Here is a 19,997-nt window from a genome sequence, read left to right as displayed (position 1 = left end):
CAAACGTGTCGGGCGCTGTTTTCGACAGGCACGGCCTGCGGTGCCAGACTGATCCGGCGCCACAGGCTATGCTGTCCTCTATCCCATTGTTATGGAGAGTCTCGCCATGGCTCATGAGCTCTATACCCGTACCAACCAGAAGATCTATTTCGCAGGGCTTGCGCTCGACGCGTTGGGGAAGGCGGAGAAGGGGCAGGCGGTGAACGCGCCTGCATTGTTGCAGGCCGAGCGTGAGTCCGCCTTGTTTCATCTGTATGGCGCGCTGCTCGGCTTGTGCCACGAGATCGCGGGGTTCTACCGACTGCCGCAGGCCGGCTCGCGTCGTGCGGAGGACTTGTTGACTCAGGAAGTGCTGAACGCCATAGCAATTCCCGAAATGGCCGAGTTGGTTGAGCTTGCCCAGAACCGCCAGACATGGCTGGCTCAGTTGCTGACGGCCTATAACGCGTTGTATGAGCCGCCGCGTGCACCGAAAAAGCTCAAGGGTGACGTCACGCAGCCGATGATACAGGCTGTGAACCTGGACGCTGAGCCGGAGTCTGAACTGACACGTGAAGAGCTCGAAAACTGGCGTCAGCAACTCAAAGGGTTGGCCATCCGTTTTCGTGAAGGCCTGAGCGAGTGCTGAAAACCAATGAAGTGCAGGCTGGCAGGCTGTTACAATGCCCGCCTCTTGCGGAGTAACTGTAATGCCTACCTCTTTCCTGGAAATTGTCGAACTGCCTGACGGACGTATTGAACTGCGTCGTGCCGATGACGAGGGTTCTCTGGTGACGCTTGATTTCTCTGCGGATGCCAAAGCGTTCATGCAAGGTCAGCATGTTGAAGTCGCCAAGGCCATGTTGAGTGTGGGCGTACAGATGGCTGGCCGTCTGGCTGAGGGCGAAGTCGAGAAGGATGACGTGCCCCACGTCCTGCACTGATCGACGACCGGGCTTTTTAGCCCAGCCGGATGTTCAGGCTCTGTGCTTCCCCGATTTTTGCAGCACTGATCAATTGCTGACGCGCTGCGGTGCCAAGTGGATTGATCCAGCTCACAACCGTATGGCTACGGCCAAGTCTGAGTGCTTCGCGAGTCAGCTCCAGTACACTTTGTGTGCCGCGCGGCTCCAGTAGCAGAATCCGTTCCCTGTTGAGTCCTGCATCGCGCAACCAGGTCTGGGTCAGGCTTGAGGGTGGCGCAATCAGCGTCAGCCAGCGTGCGTCGATTTCTTCGCTCAGTTCCCGAAGGATAGGGGCCAGAAGGTTCAGGCAGTTCCCGGCGGCGCCGCGCAAAGACAGTTCACTGAAGAGTTCTGGCTCGTTGCCCCAGGGTGTTTCGACTGCATCGGCAAGCAGCGGGGCGATGGGCTGAGCCAGAAACGCCTCGAACAGTGGCAATTGTGAATGCGGTGCTTGATGGAACTGCATAACGCCTCCTTAGCGGCGAATGACGCCGACGCTCAAACCTTCGATCACCAGCTCCTGATCCTTGAGATCGACCTCGATAGGGGCGAAATCAGGGTTTTCAGCCAGCAGCCAGACTTTGCTGCCTTCACGCTTGAAACGCTTGACGGTGACTTCGTCGCCGATCCGGGCAACTACGATCTGGCCGTTACGTGCTTCGCGAGTGGTGTGCACCGCCAACAGGTCGCCATCCAGAATCCCGACGTCCTTCATACTCATACCGTGAACGCGCAGCAGGTAGTTGGCGCTGGGGTGGAAAAAGGAAGGGTTGATGTTGCAGGACTCTTCGATATGTTGCTGAGCCAGAATCGGCGCGCCAGCTGCTACGCGACCAATGACCGGCAGGCTGCTTTCATCCGGCCGTGCTTCAAAGCCGGGAATGCGGATGCCGCGTGAGGCACCAGGGGTCATTTCGATGGCGCCTTTGCGAGCCAATGCCTTAAGGTGTTCTTCCGCTGCGTTGGGCGATTTGAAACCCAGCTCCTGGGCTATTTCCGCACGTGTAGGTGGAAAGCCGTTGTCTTCCAGGCAGCGTTTGATGAAGCCCAGGATTTCAGCCTGGCGTGGCGTCAGTTTGATCATGATGGGCGCTCTGGCTTTTTATACAGTGACTGGGATTATATACAGTGAACGCGCGTTGGCAATCATCCTTTTTACTTTCGCTGCCAGGCGGTGCGATGTGTGGTTGCGAAGCCTTGCGTCAAAAAGCGCTGCATAAGCTGTCTGTTGTCATTTAACATCCAGTTTCGTGACTGTTCAGCCACAAAATGAACGGGTCCGCTTGACAAACGGGGCGCCTGATACGTATGTTTCAAACGTTCGTTTGTTAGGCAGAGAGCCATGGCCCAGTCGGAAACCGTTGAACGCATTCTTGATGCTGCCGAGCAGTTATTCGCAGAAAAGGGGTTTGCTGAAACCTCCTTGCGTCTCATCACCAGCAAGGCTTCGGTCAATCTGGCTGCGGTGAACTATCACTTCGGTTCGAAAAAGGCGCTGATTCAGGCGGTGTTCTCACGTTTTCTCGGCCCGTTCTGCATCAGTCTCGATCGCGAGCTGGAGCGTCGCCAGGCAAAACCCGAACACAAGCCGAGCCTGGAAGAACTGCTGGAGATCCTCGTCGAGCAGGCGCTTGTCGTGCAACCGCGAAGCGGTAACGACCTGTCGATCTTCATGCGTCTTTTAGGGCTTGCCTTCAGTCAGAGTCAGGGCCACCTGCGCCGTTATCTTGAAGACATGTACGGTAAGGTGTTCCGTCGTTACATGACGCTGGTCAACGAAGCCGCCCCCCGTATTCCGCCTATCGAGCTGTTCTGGCGCGTGCACTTCATGCTCGGTGCCGCTGCATTCAGCATGTCCGGCATCAAGGCCTTGCGCGCGATTGCCGAAACCGATTTTGGCGTCAATACCTCCATCGAGCAGGTCATGCGCCTGATGGTGCCATTTCTCGCCGCAGGTATGCGTGCCGACACCAGCGTCAGTGACCCGACAATGATCGCCGCTCAACTCAGGCCGCGCAGCAAGAGCAGCACCGGCACGCCTGCGGTCGCCAAGGCCTGACCCGCAAAGCCTTAATGTACCGGCGCATCGCATTGCGTCAGGCTTCAGGATCAAGCACCATGCCCGGATTGCAAATGGGCACTGGTGTGTAAGGGTTTTTTCTATGAGTTCTGGCCTGCAAGGCTCCCTGATGGTCGATGTCGCCGGCACCTGGCTGACCAGCGAAGACCGTCAGTTTCTGCGTCAGCCCGAAGTGGGCGGTTTGATTATCTTTGCCCGAAACATCGAGCATCCCCGTCAGGTTCGTGAACTGAGTGCGGCGATTCGCGCCGTTCGCCCGGACTTGCTGCTGGCAGTTGATCAGGAGGGCGGCAGGGTCCAGCGCCTGCGGCAGGGGTTCGTGCGTCTACCGCCGATGCGCGCCATTGCCGACAAGCCAGATGCTGTGCTGCTGGCCGAGCATTGCGGCTGGCTGATGGCCACCGAAGTATTGGCTGTCGGCCTGGACCTGAGTTTTGCTCCGGTGCTGGATCTGGACTACCAGCGCAGCGCGGTCGTCGGGACGCGTTCGTTTGAGGGCGACCCGGAGCGTGCTGCGCTGCTGGCAGGGGCGTTTATTCGTGGCATGAACGCGGCTGGCATGGCTGCGACCGGCAAGCATTTCCCTGGCCACGGCTGGGCCGAAGCCGACTCTCACGTGGCTATCCCGAATGACGAGCGCAGTCTGGAACAGATTCGCGCCAGCGATCTGGTGCCGTTCGCACGCCTGAGCCGACAGCTCGCTGCAGTGATGCCTGCTCATGTCATCTACCCGAAAGTCGATTCGCAGCCTGCCGGTTTCTCCAAGCGCTGGCTGCAAGACATCCTGCGCGATGAACTGAAATTTGACGGTGTTATTTTCAGCGATGATCTGTCGATGGCCGGTGCCCATGTGGTCGGTGATGCCGCCAGCCGTATCGAGGCTGCGCTGACGGCGGGTTGCGACATGGGGCTGGTATGCAACGACCGCGCTGCGGCAGAGCTGGCCCTCGGTGCGGCCCAGCGCCTGAAAGTCAGGCCTTCGCCGCGCATCGCGCGTATGCGCGGCCAGGCATCAGCCAGTACTGATTATCGGCAACACCCGCGCTGGCAGGCCGCGCTTCAGGCCCTGCGCGCTGCTCAACTGATCGATTAAGGATTTGCGATGACTGTTTACGCGATTATTGGTGGGACTGGCCTGACCCAGCTGGAAGGCCTGAACATTCGGCAGTCCTTGCCCATGAACACGCCTTATGGCGCACCTTCCGGCGAAATCCAGATTGGCGATTATGCCGGTCGCGAAGTGATGTTTTTGGCGCGGCATGGTCATCCGCACCGTTTGCCACCGCATCAGGTCAACTACCGGGCCAACATCTGGGCCTTGAAGCAGGCTGGTGCCGAAGCGATTCTGGCGGTCAATGCGGTAGGTGGCATACATCCTGCGATGGGCACCGGGCACTTTTGCGTGCCGCATGATCTGGTCGACTACACCAGCGGTCGCCAGCACACGTTCTTTGCCGATGATCTGGAAGAGGTCACGCACATTGACTTCAGCTATCCCTACAGCGAAGCGTTACGGGCGCGGCTGGTTGCAGCACTGGCCGCTGAAGGGTGCGAGTTCTCTGATCGGGGTGTCTATGCCTGTACTCAGGGGCCGCGCCTGGAGACGGTCGCCGAAATCATCCGCCTTGAGCGTGATGGCTGCGACATCGTCGGCATGACTGGTATGCCCGAGGCCGCTCTGGCCCGTGAGCTGGAGCTGGAATACGCCTGCCTGGCGCTGGTGGTCAATCCGGCAGCGGGCAAGTCGACCACTGTCATAACCATGGCAGAAATCGAACAGGCCCTGCGCGATGGTATGGGCAAGGTAAAAGCCACGCTCGCCCGGGTTCTGTCAGCCTCCTGACTTACAGCATGCGCTTGAGGGTATTGTCCTTGCGCAGAAGGTGATGCCAGAGCGCGGCGACTACGTGCAGGGCGATGACGTAATAGAAGATCGAGCCCAGCAGCTTGTGCACATCTTCGAACGTTTCGGCCCTGCGATCCGAGGTCGGCAGGGGCCAGGGTATCTGCAGGTCGGTGAGGGGAATGGGTAACGCGCCTTTTTCCACCATCACCGTCAGCAGACCCAATAAAGGCTGAGCGAACAGGAACGCATACAGCGCGTAATGCGTAAGTGTCGCGGCTAAGCGCAACGCGCCTTCAAGCGGCGGCGTTATGCCGGGCGGACGATGCCGTCGACGTTCGGCGACGCGGAAAAACGCCATGGCCAGAATCACAATCCCCACCCAGAAATGGCTCTGCACGACCAGTGTGCGGTATTCAGAACCCTTGCCAAACTGACTGCGGCTCAGAATCAGGGTATACGCCAGCACAATCAGTATGGCCATGACCCAGTGCAGCCATCTGGCTCGTGCGGTGTAGCGTTGAGAAGTCGGTGCATCCACGGTTGGATTCCTTGTCGCTTTTTTACAGGTCCCGTAAGCAGTTTAGGCAGTTGCCGGGATCCTGCGTTTCATTTGTACGCGTTTTTTTCAGCGTCAGATCAGTGCCATTGAATATGCCCGACTGAATATGGCAAATACGCAGCACAGGCGACACGGGACGGAACCTGTGCCGATGGGTGGCTTCATATGACGTGAATATTCACCCGGGAGCGAGTCTTGACCAGTGCCAATCCGCCTGTCGGCCCAGCAACGCCAGTGTCCGCCAGTGTTTCATTGAATGTACTGACCATGAACATGCACATGGGCTTTGGCATTTTCAATCGCCGCTTCATTTTGCCGGAGTTGCGTGAGGCTGTGCGTACTGTATCGGCCGATATCGTGTTTCTTCAGGAAGTGCACGGCGAGCACCAGAGCCATGCGCGCAGCGTCAAGGACTGGCCGACGATTTCCCAGTACGAGTTCCTCGCCGACAGCATGTGGAACGACTTTGCCTATGGTCGTAATGCGGTGTACCCGGATGGCGATCACGGTAACGCGCTGCTGTCCAAGTACCCGATCATCCAGCACGAGAACCTCGACATTTCCATTCATGGCACCGAGCAGCGCGGTTTGCTGCACTGCATCCTGGAGGTGCCATACGCCGGTCGGGTGCATGCGGTGTGTGTTCACTTGGGCTTGCGTGAAAGCCATCGGCGTCAGCAGCTCAACCTGCTCGCCGAACTGATGGAGCGTCTTCCCGAGGGTGAGCCGGTGATCGTTGCCGGTGATTTCAATGACTGGCGTCAGCGCGCCGATGCTTTGCTGGAGGGCACCGGGTTGCACGAGGTTTTTGTCGAGCGCTTCGGCGCGCCGGCCAAAAGCTTTCCGGCCCGCTGGCCGTTGCTCCGGCTGGACCGGATCTATGTCCGCAACGCGACTTCCCACAGGCCGAAAGTATTGTCCAGCCGCCCGTGGTCTCATCTTTCCGATCATGCACCGCTGGCGGTGGAGTTGACCTTATGAGTAATACGACAGGGCAGTGGTGTGATGGCAACTCGGTAGAGCTGCTGATCAACGGTGAAGACTTCTACGCCCGGGTGTTCGAGTGCATACGGGCCGCGCGCAAAGAGGTGTTGATCGAGACTTTCATCATCTTTGAAGACCGGATTGGCGAGGGCTTGCAACAGGCGTTGCTCCAAGCTGCGGCCAACGGCGCGAAAGTGGTTGTCACGGTAGATGACTACGGGACATCGGACCTGAGTTCGGTGTTTGTCAAAACCATGATCGATGCCGGTATTCAGATTCAGCTGTTCGACCCGCGTCCGCGATTCATGGGTATGCGCACCAACCTATTCCGCCGTCTGCACCGCAAGGTGGTCGTCATTGATGGCGAACTGGGCTTTATCGGCGGCATCAACTACAGCGTCGATCACATGACTGACACGGGGGTGACGGCCAAACAGGACTATGCCGTTCTGGTCCGTGGCCCGATTGTTGGCGATATTCACCACAGCGCGTTGAACATGCTCAGCAAGGTCGTTCGTGACAAATTGCCGCCCATTGCACTGAAGCTGGACCGCGCCGGTGACGCCAGCATGCTGCTCGCCGAGCGCGACAATGACGAGCACAGTACCGATATCGAAGAGCAGTACCTTGAGGCGATTCGCGCTGCGAAGCAACGGATCACCCTGGCCAACGCGTATTTTTATCCCAGCTACCGCTTTCTGCGTGAGCTGCGCAATGCATCACGGCGGGGCGTCAAGGTCACCCTGATTTTGCAAGGTCAGCCCGACATGCCGTTCGTGCGGGTCTGCTCGCGGCTGACCTACACCTACCTGCTGCGCGACGGCGTGGTCATTCACGAGTACAAGCAACGTGCATTGCACGGCAAGGTCGCGCTGATCGATCAGGACTGGTCCACCGTGGGCTCCAGCAATCTAGACCCGCTGAGCTTGGCGCTGAACCTGGAGGCCAATCTGTTCATCCGTGATCGCGGGCTCAATGAGCATCTGCAAAACCATCTGATGGAGCTTGCCGCTGCCCACAGCAAGCAGATGAGCCTCAAGGGCGCGGCGCGCGGCCAGTGGTGGCGTGCGCCGATGATCGTTTTAAGCTTCTTTTTCCTGCGGCGTTTTCCGGCCATTGCCGGCCTGTTCCCGGTTCACGGTGTGCGCCTCAAGCCGTTACGGGCCGGTGACGTGGTGCCGGAAGCGAAAGTCATCGAACAGCAACAGAACAACCACGAGATGGACCAGGAGAAAACTTCATGACTCAGGCCGCAAATGCAGCGCCGCGAAGTGCGCAGGGAGCCAAATGGAAATGGGCAAAGCGGATATTCAATCTGTTTTTCTTCATTGCTGTCCCGGTCCTGTTGTTTCTGCTGGTCAAGAACCTTGACTGGCAAGAGGTCAAGCAGGCGCTGTCGTCCTACAAGGCCAGCACTCTGGCCATTGCCGCTGTTGTGGCCTTTGCCAGTTATGCAACCTATTGCGGTTTTGACGTACTGGCGCGGTATTACACCCGCCACACATTGTCGATCAAACAGATCGTGCCTGTGACCTTTGTCTGCTACGCATTCAACCTCAATCTCAGTTCATGGGTTGGCGGCATCGCCTTGCGTTACCGGTTGTATTCCCGGTTGGGGCTGGACGTGTCGACCATCACCCGGATTCTGAGCCTCAGCCTGATTACCAACTGGCTGGGCTACATGCTGCTGGCCGGTTTCGTGTTTTCGATGCGTTTTCTGGAGTTGCCAGAGGAATGGTCGATCGGCACCACGACCCTGCAATTGATCGGTTTCGGACTGTTGGCCGTGTGTGTTGCCTACCTGTTGGCCTGCCGGTTTTCCAAAAAGCGCTCATGGACCGTTCGTGATCAGGAATTCAATCTACCGTCGATGAAGCAGGCCTTGATGCAGGCCAGCCTGGGGGCTCTGAACTGGTCGCTGATGGCTGCGGTGATTTACACGCTGCTGCCCGACAAGGCGTTTTACCCGGCGATTCTCGGTGTGTTGCTGATCAGCAGCATCGCGGGTGTCATTACTCACATTCCAGCCGGGCTGGGCGTGCTTGAGACTGTATTCATTACCTTGCTGGCTCACCAGTTCTCCAAGGGCAGTCTGCTGGCAGCTCTGATCGGCTACCGCGCCATTTACTTCCTGCTGCCGCTGTTGATTGCATTGGTGGTGTATCTGGTGCTGGAAAAACGCGCGAAGAAAATGGGTGAGAAGAACCAGCAGCGAATGGGGCAGGAAGCTAAGACCTGAGGGCCAGGAATCTCAGCCCTCAATCATCAAACCCGACCTGCTCGTGGATCTCGTCGACTTTCAGCTCCAGCCGATACGCCACTGCAATGAACAGTGCTTGGCACAGGCACAGGGTGGCGCTCAGCGAGCGGAAGGCGAACGAGCTGCCTTCATTGACCAGCAACACCGAGTTAGCACGCTTGGCCAGCGGCGACAGATTGCTGTCGGTGATGATCAGCGTCTTGGCCTGATGATGCTGGGCGATGCGTAGGCAATGCTGGGTTTCCTTGCCGTAGGGCGTGAAGCTGATGGCAATCACCAGATCGTTGGCACGCACGCTGCGCATCTGCTCTCGATAGCTGCCCCCCAGGCCCGATATCAAGTGAATACGCTTGTTGGTGTGTTGCAGGTTGTAGACCAGATAATCCGCCACAGCAAATGAGCGGCGCACACCCACCACGTAGATATTGTCGGCGTTGACCACCAGGTCTACAGCCTTTTCGAACTCATCGTCGTCCAGCTCTGCACTCAAACGCTCCAGCCCGGAGAGTGTTGCGCTCACGCATTCGCGTGCCAGATCACCCGAGTGGGCCTTCTGAGACTTATTGGCGATCATGCTGCGGATGCGTTGCTGGTAGTTCTGCACCGGCGTGGTCTTGTGCGTGTAAGCCTCGCGAAACAACGCCTGCATCTCACTGAAGCCGCTAAACCCGAAACGCTGGGAAAAGCGCACGATGGCCGACGGGTGGACTTCGCACTCGCGGGCAATGTCACTGATCCGGTCAACCATGATCCGGTCGCTCTGCTGGCTCATATAGCTGGCGATGCGCTTGAGCTGACGCGGTAAACCGTCGTACTCATCAGTGATCAGCCTTAGCAGGCCTTCGGCATTGGTCGGCGGCATGTCGACGCTCGTCTCGGGCAGAGTGGGCTGATCGGCGCGGGTCATATTCAAATCCTTTCTACCTGTTCTTTCAGGGCAATTTCTTACAGGGCAACATCTTTCAAGGTAACGCAGTTGTGTGCCCGACGATGGAGGCTGCCTTGGGCCGGGACGACTATAGCTTACCCGTCTGTGCATTGTGCCAGCACTTGAATAGCGGTATGGAAAAAATATTCCACTAAAAATAATTATAGAATAAATATTGATTGATGAGGCTCGACGTTTTACGCTGCATTCACAAAGCAGCGTGTACACATGATGCAGGCGCTGCAGGCTGATAAAAATAACAGGAGCCACCATGGGCCAGACACGCTTTGCCACTGGGCGTCAGTTGGATCTGATCTGCCTCGGACGCCTGGGCGTCGATCTTTATGCGCAACAAGTAGGTGCGCGGCTGGAAGACGTTTCCAGTTTCGCCAAATACCTGGGCGGCTCATCGGCCAATATCGCATTCGGTACTGCCAGGCTGGGGCTCAGGTCGGCCATGCTTAGCAGGGTAGGTGATGACCATATGGGTCGCTTCCTGGTCGAGTCGCTGGCCCGCGAAGGCTGTGATGTCAGCGCTATCAAGCGCGATCCCGAGCGCCTGACCGCCATGGTGCTGCTGGGGCTGAAAGACCGCGAAACGTTCCCCTTGGTGTTCTACCGCGAAAATTGCGCCGACATGGCTTTGCGCGCCGAGGACATCGACGAACAGCAGATCGCGTCGAGCAAGGCGCTGCTGATCACCGGCACGCATTTTTCTACCGATCAAGTGTTCAAGGCCAGCAGCCAGGCGCTCGACTACGCCGAAAAGCACGACGTCAAACGCGTGCTGGATATTGATTATCGCCCAGTGCTCTGGGGCCTGGCGGCCAAGGCTGATGGCGAGACACGTTTTGTCGCCGATCAGAAGGTCAGCCAGCATGTGCAGCGCATCCTGCCGCGTTTTGACCTGATTGTCGGTACTGAAGAAGAATTTCAGATTGCCGGCGGCTCTACCGATTTGCTCACGGCCCTGCGTACCGTGCGCGAACTGACGGCAGCAACGCTTGTGGTCAAGCTCGGCCCGCAAGGTTGCACGGTGATTCACGGTGCCATTCCTGAGCGGCTTGAAGACGGCGCAATCTACCCCGGCGTGCGGGTGGAAGTGCTCAACGTGCTGGGCGCTGGCGATGCGTTCATGTCCGGTTTTCTCAGCGGCTGGCTCAAGGATGCCAGTGACGAGCGCTGCTGCCAGCTGGCCAATGCCTGTGGCGGTCTGGTGGTATCGCGCCATGCCTGCGCGCCTGCGATGCCGACGCCTGCCGAACTGGATTACCTGTTCAGCAGCCCGCACCCCATTACCCGGCCTGATCAGGATGTTGTCCTGCAACGGCTGCATCAGGTCAGTGTGCCACGCAAGCAGTGGCGGCAGTTGTTCATCTTCGCCTTCGATCATCGCGGCCAACTGGTCGAGCTGGCCCAACAGGCCGGGCGCGACCTGAGCAGCATCAGCCAGCTCAAGCAACTGTTCGTGCAGGCGGTTGAGCGGGTCGAAGCCGGCCTGCGCCAGCGTGGCATCGAAGCCGATGTCGGGCTGCTCGCCGATCAGCGCTTCGGTCAGGATTCACTTAACGCTGCGACCGGTCGCGGTTGGTGGGTGGCGCGTCCGGTGGAAGTGCAGGGTTCAAGACCCCTGGCGTTCGAGCATGGCCGCTCCATCGGCAGCAATCTGCTCGCCTGGCCGCAAGAGCAGATCATCAAGTGCCTGGTGCAATATCACCCCGATGACGAGCCCATGCTGCGTCTGGAACAGGAAGCGCAGATCAAGGCGCTCTACGACGCGTCGAAAGTCAGTGGTCACGAACTGCTGCTGGAAATCATTCCACCCAAGGATCACCCCTCGTCTCATCCTGACGTGATGGTCCGGTCGCTGAAGCGTTTGTACAACCTGGGCATCTACCCGGCGTGGTGGAAGATCGAGGCGCAGAGCGCGCAGGTCTGGCAGCAGCTGGACGAGTTGATCCAGCAGCGCGATCCGTATTGCCGTGGCGTGGTACTGCTCGGGCTCAATGCGCCTGTCGAAGACCTCGCTGCCGGTTTTGCCGAAGCACGACACAGCCGCGTCTGCCAGGGTTTTGCCGTCGGTCGGACCATATTTCGCGAGCCAAGCCGGGCCTGGATGGCCGGGGAAATAGACGATGCGGCGCTGGTCAGTCGGGTGCAGAGCACCTTCAACTGGTTGATCGAGTCCTGGCGCGAAAGCCGCGCCTGACTCTTTCTTGATCTGACGTCGCGATAACAACAAAAAAGGTGCAGCCATGCCCGTTTCCATTTCCACACCCAGGATCCGCATCGGCATCAACCCGATCTCCTGGAGCAACGATGACTTGCCGGCCCTCGGCGGAGAGACGCCACTGAGCACCGCCTTGAGCGAAGGCAAAGCCATTGGTTACGAGGGCTTTGAGCTCAACGGCAAATTTCCGAAAGATGCCAAGGGGGTCGGCGATGTGCTGCGGCCCTATGATCTGGCGCTGGTTTCCGGCTGGTATTCAAGCCATTTGGCGCGGCGCTCGGTGGCCGAAGAAATCGAAGCCATTACCCCGCATGTGCAATTGCTCGCCGAGAATGGCGCTTCGGTACTGGTGTACGGTGAAGTGGCTGACTCGATTCAGGGGCAGCGCATTCCGTTGGTTGAACGACCGCGTTTTCACACCGATGCAGCCTGGCTTGAATATGCCGAAAAACTCACCGAACCGGCGCGTTTCACCCTGTCCCGAGGGGTACGCCTGGCGTATCACCACCACATGGGCGCTTACGTCGAGTCGCCACAGGATATTGATCGGCTGATGACACTGACCGGCAAGGAAGTCGGACTGCTGTTCGATTCGGGGCATTGTTACATGGGCGGCGGCGAGCCTTTGCAGGTGCTGAGCAAGCACATCGAGCGCGTCTGCCATGTGCATTTCAAGGATGTGCGCAAACCTGTGGTGCAACTGGCACGCAACAATCTCTGGAGCTTTCCGGACTGCATCATCAATGGCACGTTCACGGTGCCAGGCGACGGTGATATCGACTTTTCTGCGCTGCTCAAGGTGTTGTTGCAAGCCAGCTACAGCGGCTGGCTGGTGGTCGAGGCCGAACAGGACCCAGCGGTAGCGCCGAGTTATGTGTATGCCAAAAAGGGCTATGACACCTTGCGCCAACTGCTGGCCGATGCGCAATAAGGAGGATTGAACCATGAATCTGCTGACCAAGAGCAAACCCCAGGGCCGTGACATCGTGACGCTGGCGCCCGGCTCGCTCGAGTACGTGAACTTTGCCGCCTACCGACTGGAGGGCGGAGAGCGCCTGCCTCTCGCTGCAGAAGAAAACGAACTGTGCGTGGTCTTGCTGGCCGGGCACGCCAGCGTGAATGGCGAAGCACCGGGGCAGGGCGCTTTCAGTTGGGAAAACATCGGCGACCGGCAATCGGTGTTCGAGGAAAAATCGCCGTTTGCGGTCTACCTGCCACCGCATAGTCAGGCAGAGTTCGTTGCGCGTGGTCCGCTGCATCTGGCCGTATGCACGGCGCCGGGCGATGCGGGCAAACAGCTTGCGGCGCGGCTGATCATGCCGGGCAGCATGAAACGCAGCGTACGCGGCAAAGGGGCCAACACCCGTTACGTGTGCGACATTCTGCCGGACAGTGAACCGGCGCATTCGCTGCTGGTGGTCGAGGTACGGACTCCTTCGGGACATTCGTCCAGCTACCCGCCGCACAAGCACGACCGGGACAATCTGCCCCACGAGAGCTTTCTCGAAGAGACCTACTACCACCAGGTCAACCCGCCGCAGGGTTTCGTTTTCCAGCGGGTTTACACCGACGACCGCAGTATCGATCAGGCCATGGCCGTGGAAAACAATGATCTGGTGACAGTGCCCAAAGGTTATCACCCGGTGTCTGTGCCCTACGGTTACGAATCGTATTACCTGAACGTGATGGCCGGTCCGACACGCGCCTGGCAGTTCCACAACGACCCGCAGCACAGCTGGCTGCTGGATCTTTGATTTCCCCTTTTTACTCTGGAGGCATGAGATGAACGAGTCACCGGTAATCGGCCATTACATCAACGGACACCTGAATGACGGCGATGGTGAGCGTTACAGCGATGTCTTCAACCCGGCAATCGGCACTGTTCAAGCGCGCGTTGCGCTGGCCAGCGTGAAAACCGTGGATGAAGCGGTCGCTTCGGCCAAGGCTGCTTTTCCCGGCTGGGCCGATCAGTCCTCGCTGCGCCGGGCGCGGGTCATGTTCAAGTTCAAGGACTTGCTGGACCGGCACCACGACGAGCTGGCGCAGATCATTTGCCGCGAGCACGGCAAGGTGCTGTCCGATGCGCGTGGTGAAGTGGTGCGCGGTATCGAGATTGTCGAATTTGCCTGCGGTGCGCCCAGCCTGCTGAAAAGTGATTTCAGCGACAACATTGGCGGTGGTATCGATAACTGGAACCTGCGTCAGCCACTGGGCGTCTGCGCCGGGGTCACGCCGTTCAACTTTCCGGTCATGGTGCCACTGTGGATGATCCCTATGGCATTGGTGACCGGCAACTGCTTCATCCTCAAACCTTCCGAGCGCGATCCGTCGGCCAGCCTGCTGATGGCGCGCCTGCTCAAGGAGGCCGGTCTGCCTGATGGTGTATTCAACGTGGTGCAGGGCGACAAGGTCGCGGTCGATGCCTTGCTGCAGCACCCTGACATCGAGGCCATTTCGTTCGTCGGTTCGACGCCGATTGCCGAGTACATCCACCAGCAGGGCACGGCCCACGGCAAGCGCGTGCAGGCGCTGGGCGGGGCCAAGAATCACATGATCGTGATGCCCGATGCGGACCTGGATCAAGCCGCCGATGCCTTGATCGGGGCGGCGTATGGTTCGGCGGGTGAGCGCTGCATGGCGATTTCCATTGCAGTGGTGGTAGGCGATGTCGGCCAGCAACTGATCGACAAGCTGCTGCCGCGCATCGATCAGCTCAAGGTCGGCAATGGCATGCAGGCCGATTCGGACATGGGGCCGTTGGTCACCGCCGTGCACAAGGCCAAGGTAGAGGGTTTCATCGATCAGGGCGTCAACGAGGGGGCGAAGCTGATTGTCGATGGTCGCCACTTCAAGGTGCCGGGTGCCGAGCAGGGCTTTTTCGTCGGGGCGACGCTGTTCGACCACGTCACGCCGCAGATGCAGATCTACAAGGAAGAAATCTTCGGCCCGGTGCTGGGCATCGTCCACGTTGCGGATTTCGCCAGTGCCGTCGAGCTGATCAACGCACACGAATTCGGCAACGGTGTGTCGTGCTTTACCAGCGATGGTGGTGTGGCCCGTGCGTTTGCGCGGACCATCAAGGTCGGCATGGTCGGTATCAACGTGCCTATCCCGGTGCCCATGGCCTGGCATTCGTTTGGCGGCTGGAAACGTTCACTGTTTGGCGATCACCACGCGTATGGCGAAGAAGGCCTGCGCTTTTACAGTCGCTACAAGAGTGTCATGCAGCGCTGGCCGGACAGCATCGCCAAAGGCCCCGAGTTCAGTATGCCGACTGCCAAATAGCCTTCATCAATGGAATGTTGCGGAGAACAAGAACAATGAACCAACCTCTGCGTTTCGCCCTTAATCGAATGGTCGCGCCGCGCCTGTCTCTGGAAGGTTTCGTCGATCTGGCGGTGAAGCTGGGTGCCGATGCCATCGAGATTCGCAACGACCTCAAGGGTATCGAGATCGAGGACGGCACTGCACCCCAGGTCGTTCGTGACCTTTGCGCTGCCCGGGGGGTAAAGGTGCTGTCCATCAACGCCCTGTACCCATTCGATGTCTGGAATGAAGAGCGCGCAGCCCAGGCGACGAAGCTTGCGCAGTACGCTCGCGACTGCGGTGCGCGCGGTCTGGTGCTATGTCCGCTCAATGACCGTGCAGATCCGCGTAACGGCGCGCAGCGCGCTTCGGGGTTGCGCACCGCGTTGACTGCGTTGGCACCTATTCTTCGTGAGCACGGCATTCTCGGCTTCGTCGAACCGCTGGGCTTCGAGGAGTGCTCGTTGCGCCTCAAACGTCAGGCGGTGGACGCAATCAGGGCGGTGGGTGGGCTGGACGTTTATCGGCTGGTTCATGACACCTTTCACCACCACCTGGCCGGTGAGGTCGAGCTGTTTCCAGAGTTGACCGGGCTGGTGCATATCTCCGGTGTCGAGGATGCGCAGGCACCGCTCAACAGCATTCGCGATGGCCATCGCGTGCTGGTCGGCGAAGCTGACATTCTGGGTAATGCATCGCAGATCGAGCGTTTGCTGGACAGCGGCTATGAGGGCCATCTGTCGTTCGAACCATTCGCCGAAAGCGTCCATGCGCTGGCCGACATCCCTCAGGCGATAGCGGCGAGCATGACGCACTTGTCACGAGCCGTTTCGCAGCGTCACTGACGTCAGCCGTCAGGCCGCCTCAAACCCTGGCCACCTCAAACAACAACAAGGTGCGAACATGAGTACAACCCGACTGACCATGGCCCAGGCCCTGGTGAAGTTTCTCGATAATCAGTACGTCGAAGTCGACGGCGTGCAGAGCAAATTCGTCGCTGGCATCTTCACCATTTTCGGGCATGGCAACGTGCTGGGTCTTGGGCAGGCGCTGGAACAGGACAGCGGCGACCTGATGGTTCATCAAGGCCGTAACGAGCAGGGCATGTGCCACGCCGCCATCGGTTTTGCCAAGCAGCACCTGCGGCGCAAGATCTACGCGTGCAGCTCTTCGGTCGGGCCAGGCGCGGCGAACATGATCACCGCCGCCGCAACCGCCTCGGCCAACCGCATTCCGTTGCTGCTGTTGCCGGGGGACGTCTACGCCAGCCGCCAGCCTGACCCGGTGCTGCAACAGATCGAGCAGTTTCACGACCTGAGCATCAGCACCAACGATGCATTCAAGGCGGTGAGCAAATACTGGGACCGTATCAACCGTCCCGAGCAGTTGATGAGCGCGGCGCTCAATGCCATGCGCGTACTGACCGACCCGGCTGATACCGGTGCCGTCACGCTGGCGCTGCCTCAGGATGTGCAGGCCGAGGCCTACGATTATCCGGACAGCTTCCTGCAAAAACGTGTGCACCGTATCGACCGCCGCCCGCCCAGCAAGGCCATGCTTGACGACGCGTTGAAGCTGCTGGCCGGCAAGCGCAAACCGCTGCTGATCTGCGGTGGTGGCGTGCGTTATTCCGGCGCAGCCGATGCCTTGCAAGCCTTTGCCGAGCGCTTCGATATCCCGTTCGCCGAAACCCAGGCAGGCAAGAGTGCCATCGTTTCGGCGCACCCGCTGAACATGGGCGGCATCGGCGAAACCGGCACGGTGGCGGCCAATCGGTTGGCGAAAGAGGCGGACCTGATCATCGGCGTCGGCACCCGCTATAGCGATTTCACCACCGCGTCGAAATGGCTGTTCCAGAACCCGGATGTGCAGTTTCTCAACCTCAATGTCGGTGCCTTCGATGTGCAGAAGCTGGATGGCGTGCAGGTCCTGGCCGATGCGCAGGTGGCATTGCAGGCACTGACCGAAAGCCTGCAAGCCAGCGGTTACCGTGCTGCCTGGGACGATGCGCCGCAGACAGCCCGTGCGCAGCTGGATGCCGAGGTTGATCGCCTGTATGCGGTCGAGTACCAGAGCGAGGATTTCGTCCCGGAAATCAACGATCACCTGGATCCGGCCGTGCTGCGCGAGTTCATCGAGCTGACCGGCTCGTGTCTGACCCAGAGCGGCGTACTGGGCATCCTTAACCAGAACCTGCCTGCTGACGCAGTGATCGTTGCGGCCGCGGGCAGTTTGCCGGGCGACCTGCAGCGTGCCTGGCGCAGCACCGGGGTCGACACCTATCACGTCGAATACGGCTATTCATGCATGGGCTATGAGGTCAATGCCGCACTGGGCGTCAAGCTCGCTGCGCCGCACCGCGAGGTTTTCGCGCTGGTCGGTGATGGCTCTTACATGATGCTTCATTCAGAGCTGGCGACCTCGATTCAGGAGCGGCGCAAGATCAACGTGGTGTTGCTGGACAACATGACCTTCGGCTGCATCAACAACCTGCAGATGGAGCACGGCATGGACAGTTTCGGCACCGAGTTCCGCTTTCGCAATCCCGACACAGGCAAGCTCGACGGCGACTTTGTACCGGTGGATTTCGCCATGAGCGCTGCCGCCTATGGCTGCAAGACCTATAAGGTCAGCACCGCCGAACAACTGCGTCAGGCGCTCGTCGATGCGCAACGTCAGACGGTCTCGACGCTGATCGACATCAAGGTCCTGCCCAAGACCATGATCCACAAATACCTGTCGTGGTGGCGTGTCGGCGTTGCCGAAGTATCAACGACCGGCACCACGGCCCAGGTTTACGAAAAACTCAACCGCGAACTGGCCAAGGCTCGACAGTACTGATCACTGGTTATCGTTCAGCGCCCGTGACCCGTTCACGGCAACATCCAATAAAAAAAGGAACATGAAAATGGCATTGAAACTCGGCGTGATCGGTACAGGCGCAATCGGTCAGGATCATATCCGGCGTTGCAGCAAAACGCTGGTTGGCAGTCAGGTAGTAGCGGTCACCGACATCAACCTGGAGCAGGCAGCCAAAGTGGTGCGCGAGCTGGACATCGGCGCCGAAGTGTATGCCGATGGCCACGCGCTGATTGCCGCGCCCGACGTCGAGGCGGTGCTGGTCTGTTCCTGGGGCCCCAGCCATGAAGAGTACGTGCTGGCGGCCATTGCCGCAGGCAAGCCGGTGTTCTGCGAAAAGCCTTTGGCCGTTACCGCCGAGGGTTGCCGGCACATTGTCGAGGCCGAGATCGCCAGCGGCAGGCGTCTGGTTCAAGTGGGCTTCATGCGCCCCTATGATCAGGGCTATCGCGCCCTGAAATCGGTGATCGACAGCGGCCGTATCGGCGAACCGCTGATGCTTCACTGTGCGCACCGCAACCCTCGGGTCGGCGAGAACTACAAGACCGACATGGCGATCACCGACACGCTGATTCATGAACTCAATGTGCTGCGTTGGCTGCTCAACGATGACTATGTGTCGGTACAGGTGGTGTTCCCGCGCAAGACCAGCAAGGCCCTTGCGCACATGAAAGATCCGCAGATCGTGATGCTGGAAACGGCCAGAGGCACGCGCATCGACGTCGAAGTGTTCGTCAACTGCCAGTACGGCTACGACATCCAGTGTGAAGTGGTCGGCGAGAGCGGCATTGCCAAACTGCCTGAGCCTTCCCAGGTGCAGTTGCGTAGCGAAGCGAAATTGTCCAACGCGATCCTGATGGACTGGAAAGACCGGTTCATTGCCGCCTATGACGTCGAGTTGCAGGACTTCATCGATGGCGTTAACGCCGGCACGATTTACGGACCTTCTGCCTGGGATGGCTATGCCGCTGCGGTGGCCGCCGATGCCTGTGTGCAAGCGCAGAACAGTGGAGCAGTCGTGCCGATTGCCCTGGAGATGCGTCCCGCGTTTTATGACTGACAGAGGTGTCTGGAATCGGGCTGTCTTTCAAACAGTAAAAGGGAGGGCATCATGCGCATCGCACTGGATCCTTATATGTATCGCCACCTGTCGCTGGGTGCGATGGTCGATAAGACGGCGGAACTGGGCTACGACTACATAGAGCTTTCACCGCGCGAAGATTTCATGCCGTTCTACAAGTACCCGCGCGTGGATCGTGCGCGAATCAGGGAGTTTCGCAAAGCCCTGAGCGATGCTGGTGTGAAACTCTCCTCGCTGTTGCCGCTGTACCATTGGGCTGCGCCGGATGAAGATTTGCGTATTGCAGCGGTGCGCAACTGGAAGCGCGCCATTCAGGTGGCCGTGGAAATGGACTGCGACCTTATGAATACCGAGTTCAGCGGACAATCCGATCATGCACTGGTGTGCGAAAACCAGTTCATGAAATCCATGGATGAACTGATGCCGTACTTCGAGCGAGAAGGCATCCGGCTCGATATCCAGGCGCATCCTTATGACTTCTGCGAACGTAACAACGAGTCAGTCGACATCATTCGCGGCCTGGACCGGGACTGGATCAATTACCTGTATGCCGCGCCACACACCTTTTTCTACGATGATGGCGTGGGGGACATTGCCTCCATGCTGCAGTACGCAGGTGACAAGCTCACCCACCTGATCATTGCCGACACCTATAATCACCGGGCTTCGTCCAACCTGCGCTACATCGTCAACCCGCCTGGCGTCACGGCAACGGTGCATCAGCATCTGGACATCGGGCAGGGCGAGGTGGACTGGGACGCGTTCTTCTCGACATTGCGGGACATTGATTTCGACGGTATTGCCACAGTGGCCGTATTTGCCTGGGAGGAGCGTGCAGATGAATCGAGCCGATTCATGCTGGAGCGGGTCAAAAGCGAGCTGCTTCGTTGAAACGGTGGCATCCAATACACGACCGATGG

20 protein-coding genes are annotated in these 19,997 nt (G+C 59.0%); 16 read left to right on the top strand and 4 right to left on the bottom strand.

Annotated elements, in window-relative coordinates; genetic code table 11:
* The first annotated feature begins 106 nt into the window (after positions 1 to 106).
* Together AC4ANK_RS17550 and AC4ANK_RS17545 are read left to right on the top strand one after the other, a co-directional pair.
* Entirely contained in the window at positions 107 to 628 is a 522-nt protein-coding gene (locus AC4ANK_RS17550) for a DUF6586 family protein (RefSeq protein ID WP_002554103.1), read from the top strand.
* A gap of 61 nt (positions 629 to 689) precedes the next feature.
* Complete coding sequence (locus tag AC4ANK_RS17545) at positions 690 to 923, top strand: hypothetical protein (protein ID WP_002554102.1); 234 nt, start codon at positions 690 to 692, stop codon at positions 921 to 923.
* A gap of 16 nt (positions 924 to 939) precedes the next feature.
* Here the strand turns inward: AC4ANK_RS17545 and sulA are convergent, their stop codons facing one another.
* Positions 940 to 1,410 carry an SOS-induced cell division inhibitor SulA gene (gene sulA / locus AC4ANK_RS17540; RefSeq protein WP_002554101.1) on the bottom strand — a complete coding sequence of 157 codons (471 nt, stop codon included), beginning with the start codon at positions 1,408 to 1,410 and terminating at the stop codon, positions 940 to 942.
* Between the two features lie 9 nt (positions 1,411 to 1,419).
* On the bottom strand, positions 1,420 to 2,028 hold the full coding sequence (lexA, locus tag AC4ANK_RS17535; RefSeq protein ID WP_002554100.1) for a transcriptional repressor LexA: 609 nt from the start codon (positions 2,026 to 2,028) through the stop codon (positions 1,420 to 1,422).
* A 258-nt stretch (positions 2,029 to 2,286) separates the two neighbouring features.
* On the opposite strand from lexA, the gene psrA reads away from it, so the two are divergent.
* From psrA to AC4ANK_RS17520, 3 genes are all read left to right on the top strand, one after another.
* On the top strand, positions 2,287 to 3,003 hold the full coding sequence (gene psrA / locus AC4ANK_RS17530) for a transcriptional regulator PsrA (protein ID WP_002554099.1): 717 nt from the start codon (positions 2,287 to 2,289) through the stop codon (positions 3,001 to 3,003).
* Positions 3,004 to 3,118: 115 nt separating this feature from the next.
* Positions 3,119 to 4,117, top strand: a complete 999-nt coding sequence (gene nagZ / locus AC4ANK_RS17525) for a beta-N-acetylhexosaminidase (protein WP_170947350.1) — start codon at positions 3,119 to 3,121, stop codon at positions 4,115 to 4,117.
* 9 nt (positions 4,118 to 4,126) lie between these two features.
* On the top strand, positions 4,127 to 4,867 hold the full coding sequence (locus AC4ANK_RS17520) for an S-methyl-5'-thioinosine phosphorylase (protein WP_002554097.1): 741 nt from the start codon (positions 4,127 to 4,129) through the stop codon (positions 4,865 to 4,867).
* A 1-nt stretch (position 4,868) separates the two neighbouring features.
* On the opposite strand, the gene AC4ANK_RS17515 is transcribed toward AC4ANK_RS17520, so the two are convergent.
* Positions 4,869 to 5,408, bottom strand: coding sequence for a cytochrome b (locus tag AC4ANK_RS17515; protein WP_002554096.1), 540 nt, complete (start codon positions 5,406 to 5,408; stop codon positions 4,869 to 4,871).
* Positions 5,409 to 5,624: 216 nt separating this feature from the next.
* On the opposite strand from AC4ANK_RS17515, the gene AC4ANK_RS17510 reads away from it, so the two are divergent.
* From AC4ANK_RS17510 to AC4ANK_RS17500, 3 genes are read left to right on the top strand one after another with little or no spacing between them, the layout of a single operon-like run.
* Positions 5,625 to 6,410 carry an endonuclease/exonuclease/phosphatase family protein gene (locus tag AC4ANK_RS17510; RefSeq protein ID WP_002554095.1) on the top strand — a complete coding sequence of 262 codons (786 nt, stop codon included), beginning with the start codon at positions 5,625 to 5,627 and terminating at the stop codon, positions 6,408 to 6,410.
* Positions 6,407 to 7,657: a cardiolipin synthase ClsB gene (gene clsB / locus AC4ANK_RS17505; RefSeq protein ID WP_002554094.1), complete on the top strand. Its 1,251-nt coding sequence runs from the start codon at positions 6,407 to 6,409 to the stop codon at positions 7,655 to 7,657. The genes AC4ANK_RS17510 and clsB overlap by 4 nt, the downstream gene beginning before the upstream one ends.
* Entirely contained in the window at positions 7,654 to 8,652 is a 999-nt protein-coding gene (locus tag AC4ANK_RS17500) for a lysylphosphatidylglycerol synthase domain-containing protein (protein ID WP_002554093.1), read from the top strand. Before clsB ends, AC4ANK_RS17500 begins: the two co-directional genes overlap by 4 nt.
* Positions 8,653 to 8,671: 19 nt before the next feature.
* Here AC4ANK_RS17500 and AC4ANK_RS17495 read toward each other — a convergent pair whose 3' ends face one another.
* Positions 8,672 to 9,580 (bottom strand): MurR/RpiR family transcriptional regulator, encoded by a 909-nt coding sequence (locus tag AC4ANK_RS17495; protein ID WP_002554092.1) that lies wholly within the window; start codon positions 9,578 to 9,580, stop codon positions 8,672 to 8,674.
* Positions 9,581 to 9,872: 292 nt separating this feature from the next.
* Between AC4ANK_RS17495 and AC4ANK_RS17490 the strand changes: the two genes are divergently transcribed.
* The 8 genes from AC4ANK_RS17490 to AC4ANK_RS17455 all read left to right on the top strand — a co-directional run bounded on the left by AC4ANK_RS17490 (position 9,873) and on the right by AC4ANK_RS17455 (position 19,968).
* Positions 9,873 to 11,810, top strand: coding sequence for a bifunctional 5-dehydro-2-deoxygluconokinase/5-dehydro-2-deoxyphosphogluconate aldolase (locus AC4ANK_RS17490; protein WP_002554091.1), 1,938 nt, complete (start codon positions 9,873 to 9,875; stop codon positions 11,808 to 11,810).
* 46 nt (positions 11,811 to 11,856) lie between these two features.
* Positions 11,857 to 12,762, top strand: a complete 906-nt coding sequence (gene iolE / locus AC4ANK_RS17485) for a myo-inosose-2 dehydratase (protein ID WP_460384900.1) — start codon at positions 11,857 to 11,859, stop codon at positions 12,760 to 12,762.
* A gap of 13 nt (positions 12,763 to 12,775) precedes the next feature.
* Positions 12,776 to 13,585 carry a 5-deoxy-glucuronate isomerase gene (gene iolB, locus AC4ANK_RS17480; protein ID WP_002554088.1) on the top strand — a complete coding sequence of 270 codons (810 nt, stop codon included), beginning with the start codon at positions 12,776 to 12,778 and terminating at the stop codon, positions 13,583 to 13,585.
* Between the two features lie 28 nt (positions 13,586 to 13,613).
* Positions 13,614 to 15,116, top strand: coding sequence for a CoA-acylating methylmalonate-semialdehyde dehydrogenase (locus AC4ANK_RS17475; protein WP_002554087.1), 1,503 nt, complete (start codon positions 13,614 to 13,616; stop codon positions 15,114 to 15,116).
* 35 nt (positions 15,117 to 15,151) lie between these two features.
* Complete coding sequence (locus tag AC4ANK_RS17470) at positions 15,152 to 15,982, top strand: TIM barrel protein (RefSeq protein WP_002554086.1); 831 nt, start codon at positions 15,152 to 15,154, stop codon at positions 15,980 to 15,982.
* A 58-nt stretch (positions 15,983 to 16,040) separates the two neighbouring features.
* Entirely contained in the window at positions 16,041 to 17,978 is a 1,938-nt protein-coding gene (iolD, locus tag AC4ANK_RS17465; protein WP_002554085.1) for a 3D-(3,5/4)-trihydroxycyclohexane-1,2-dione acylhydrolase (decyclizing), read from the top strand.
* Positions 17,979 to 18,045: 67 nt separating this feature from the next.
* Positions 18,046 to 19,056, top strand: coding sequence for a bifunctional inositol 2-dehydrogenase/D-chiro-inositol 1-dehydrogenase (gene iolG, locus AC4ANK_RS17460; RefSeq protein ID WP_002554084.1), 1,011 nt, complete (start codon positions 18,046 to 18,048; stop codon positions 19,054 to 19,056).
* 51 nt (positions 19,057 to 19,107) lie between these two features.
* Positions 19,108 to 19,968: a sugar phosphate isomerase/epimerase family protein gene (locus AC4ANK_RS17455; protein ID WP_002554083.1), complete on the top strand. Its 861-nt coding sequence runs from the start codon at positions 19,108 to 19,110 to the stop codon at positions 19,966 to 19,968.
* The last annotated feature ends 29 nt before the right edge of the window (positions 19,969 to 19,997 follow it).

This window comes from Pseudomonas sp. Pmew2 (assembly GCF_058129885.1).
Note: the sequence above shows the minus strand (reverse complement) of the source record. Positions and strands in the feature narration are given on the sequence as shown.

Coding starts and splice junctions, on each gene's coding strand:
- AC4ANK_RS17490 (WP_002554091.1), top strand. CDS start 9,873: ATGGGCCAGACACGCTTTGCCACTGGGCGTCAGTTGGATCTGATCTGC.
- clsB (WP_002554094.1), top strand. CDS start 6,407: ATGAGTAATACGACAGGGCAGTGGTGTGATGGCAACTCGGTAGAGCTG.
- iolE (WP_460384900.1), top strand. CDS start 11,857: ATGCCCGTTTCCATTTCCACACCCAGGATCCGCATCGGCATCAACCCG.
- psrA (WP_002554099.1), top strand. CDS start 2,287: ATGGCCCAGTCGGAAACCGTTGAACGCATTCTTGATGCTGCCGAGCAG.
- sulA (WP_002554101.1), bottom strand. CDS start 1,410: ATGCAGTTCCATCAAGCACCGCATTCACAATTGCCACTGTTCGAGGCG.
- AC4ANK_RS17475 (WP_002554087.1), top strand. CDS start 13,614: ATGAACGAGTCACCGGTAATCGGCCATTACATCAACGGACACCTGAAT.
- AC4ANK_RS17500 (WP_002554093.1), top strand. CDS start 7,654: ATGACTCAGGCCGCAAATGCAGCGCCGCGAAGTGCGCAGGGAGCCAAA.
- AC4ANK_RS17495 (WP_002554092.1), bottom strand. CDS start 9,580: ATGACCCGCGCCGATCAGCCCACTCTGCCCGAGACGAGCGTCGACATG.
- iolD (WP_002554085.1), top strand. CDS start 16,041: ATGAGTACAACCCGACTGACCATGGCCCAGGCCCTGGTGAAGTTTCTC.
- lexA (WP_002554100.1), bottom strand. CDS start 2,028: ATGATCAAACTGACGCCACGCCAGGCTGAAATCCTGGGCTTCATCAAA.
- iolB (WP_002554088.1), top strand. CDS start 12,776: ATGAATCTGCTGACCAAGAGCAAACCCCAGGGCCGTGACATCGTGACG.
- AC4ANK_RS17455 (WP_002554083.1), top strand. CDS start 19,108: ATGCGCATCGCACTGGATCCTTATATGTATCGCCACCTGTCGCTGGGT.
- AC4ANK_RS17470 (WP_002554086.1), top strand. CDS start 15,152: ATGAACCAACCTCTGCGTTTCGCCCTTAATCGAATGGTCGCGCCGCGC.
- AC4ANK_RS17545 (WP_002554102.1), top strand. CDS start 690: ATGCCTACCTCTTTCCTGGAAATTGTCGAACTGCCTGACGGACGTATT.
- AC4ANK_RS17550 (WP_002554103.1), top strand. CDS start 107: ATGGCTCATGAGCTCTATACCCGTACCAACCAGAAGATCTATTTCGCA.
- iolG (WP_002554084.1), top strand. CDS start 18,046: ATGGCATTGAAACTCGGCGTGATCGGTACAGGCGCAATCGGTCAGGAT.
- AC4ANK_RS17520 (WP_002554097.1), top strand. CDS start 4,127: ATGACTGTTTACGCGATTATTGGTGGGACTGGCCTGACCCAGCTGGAA.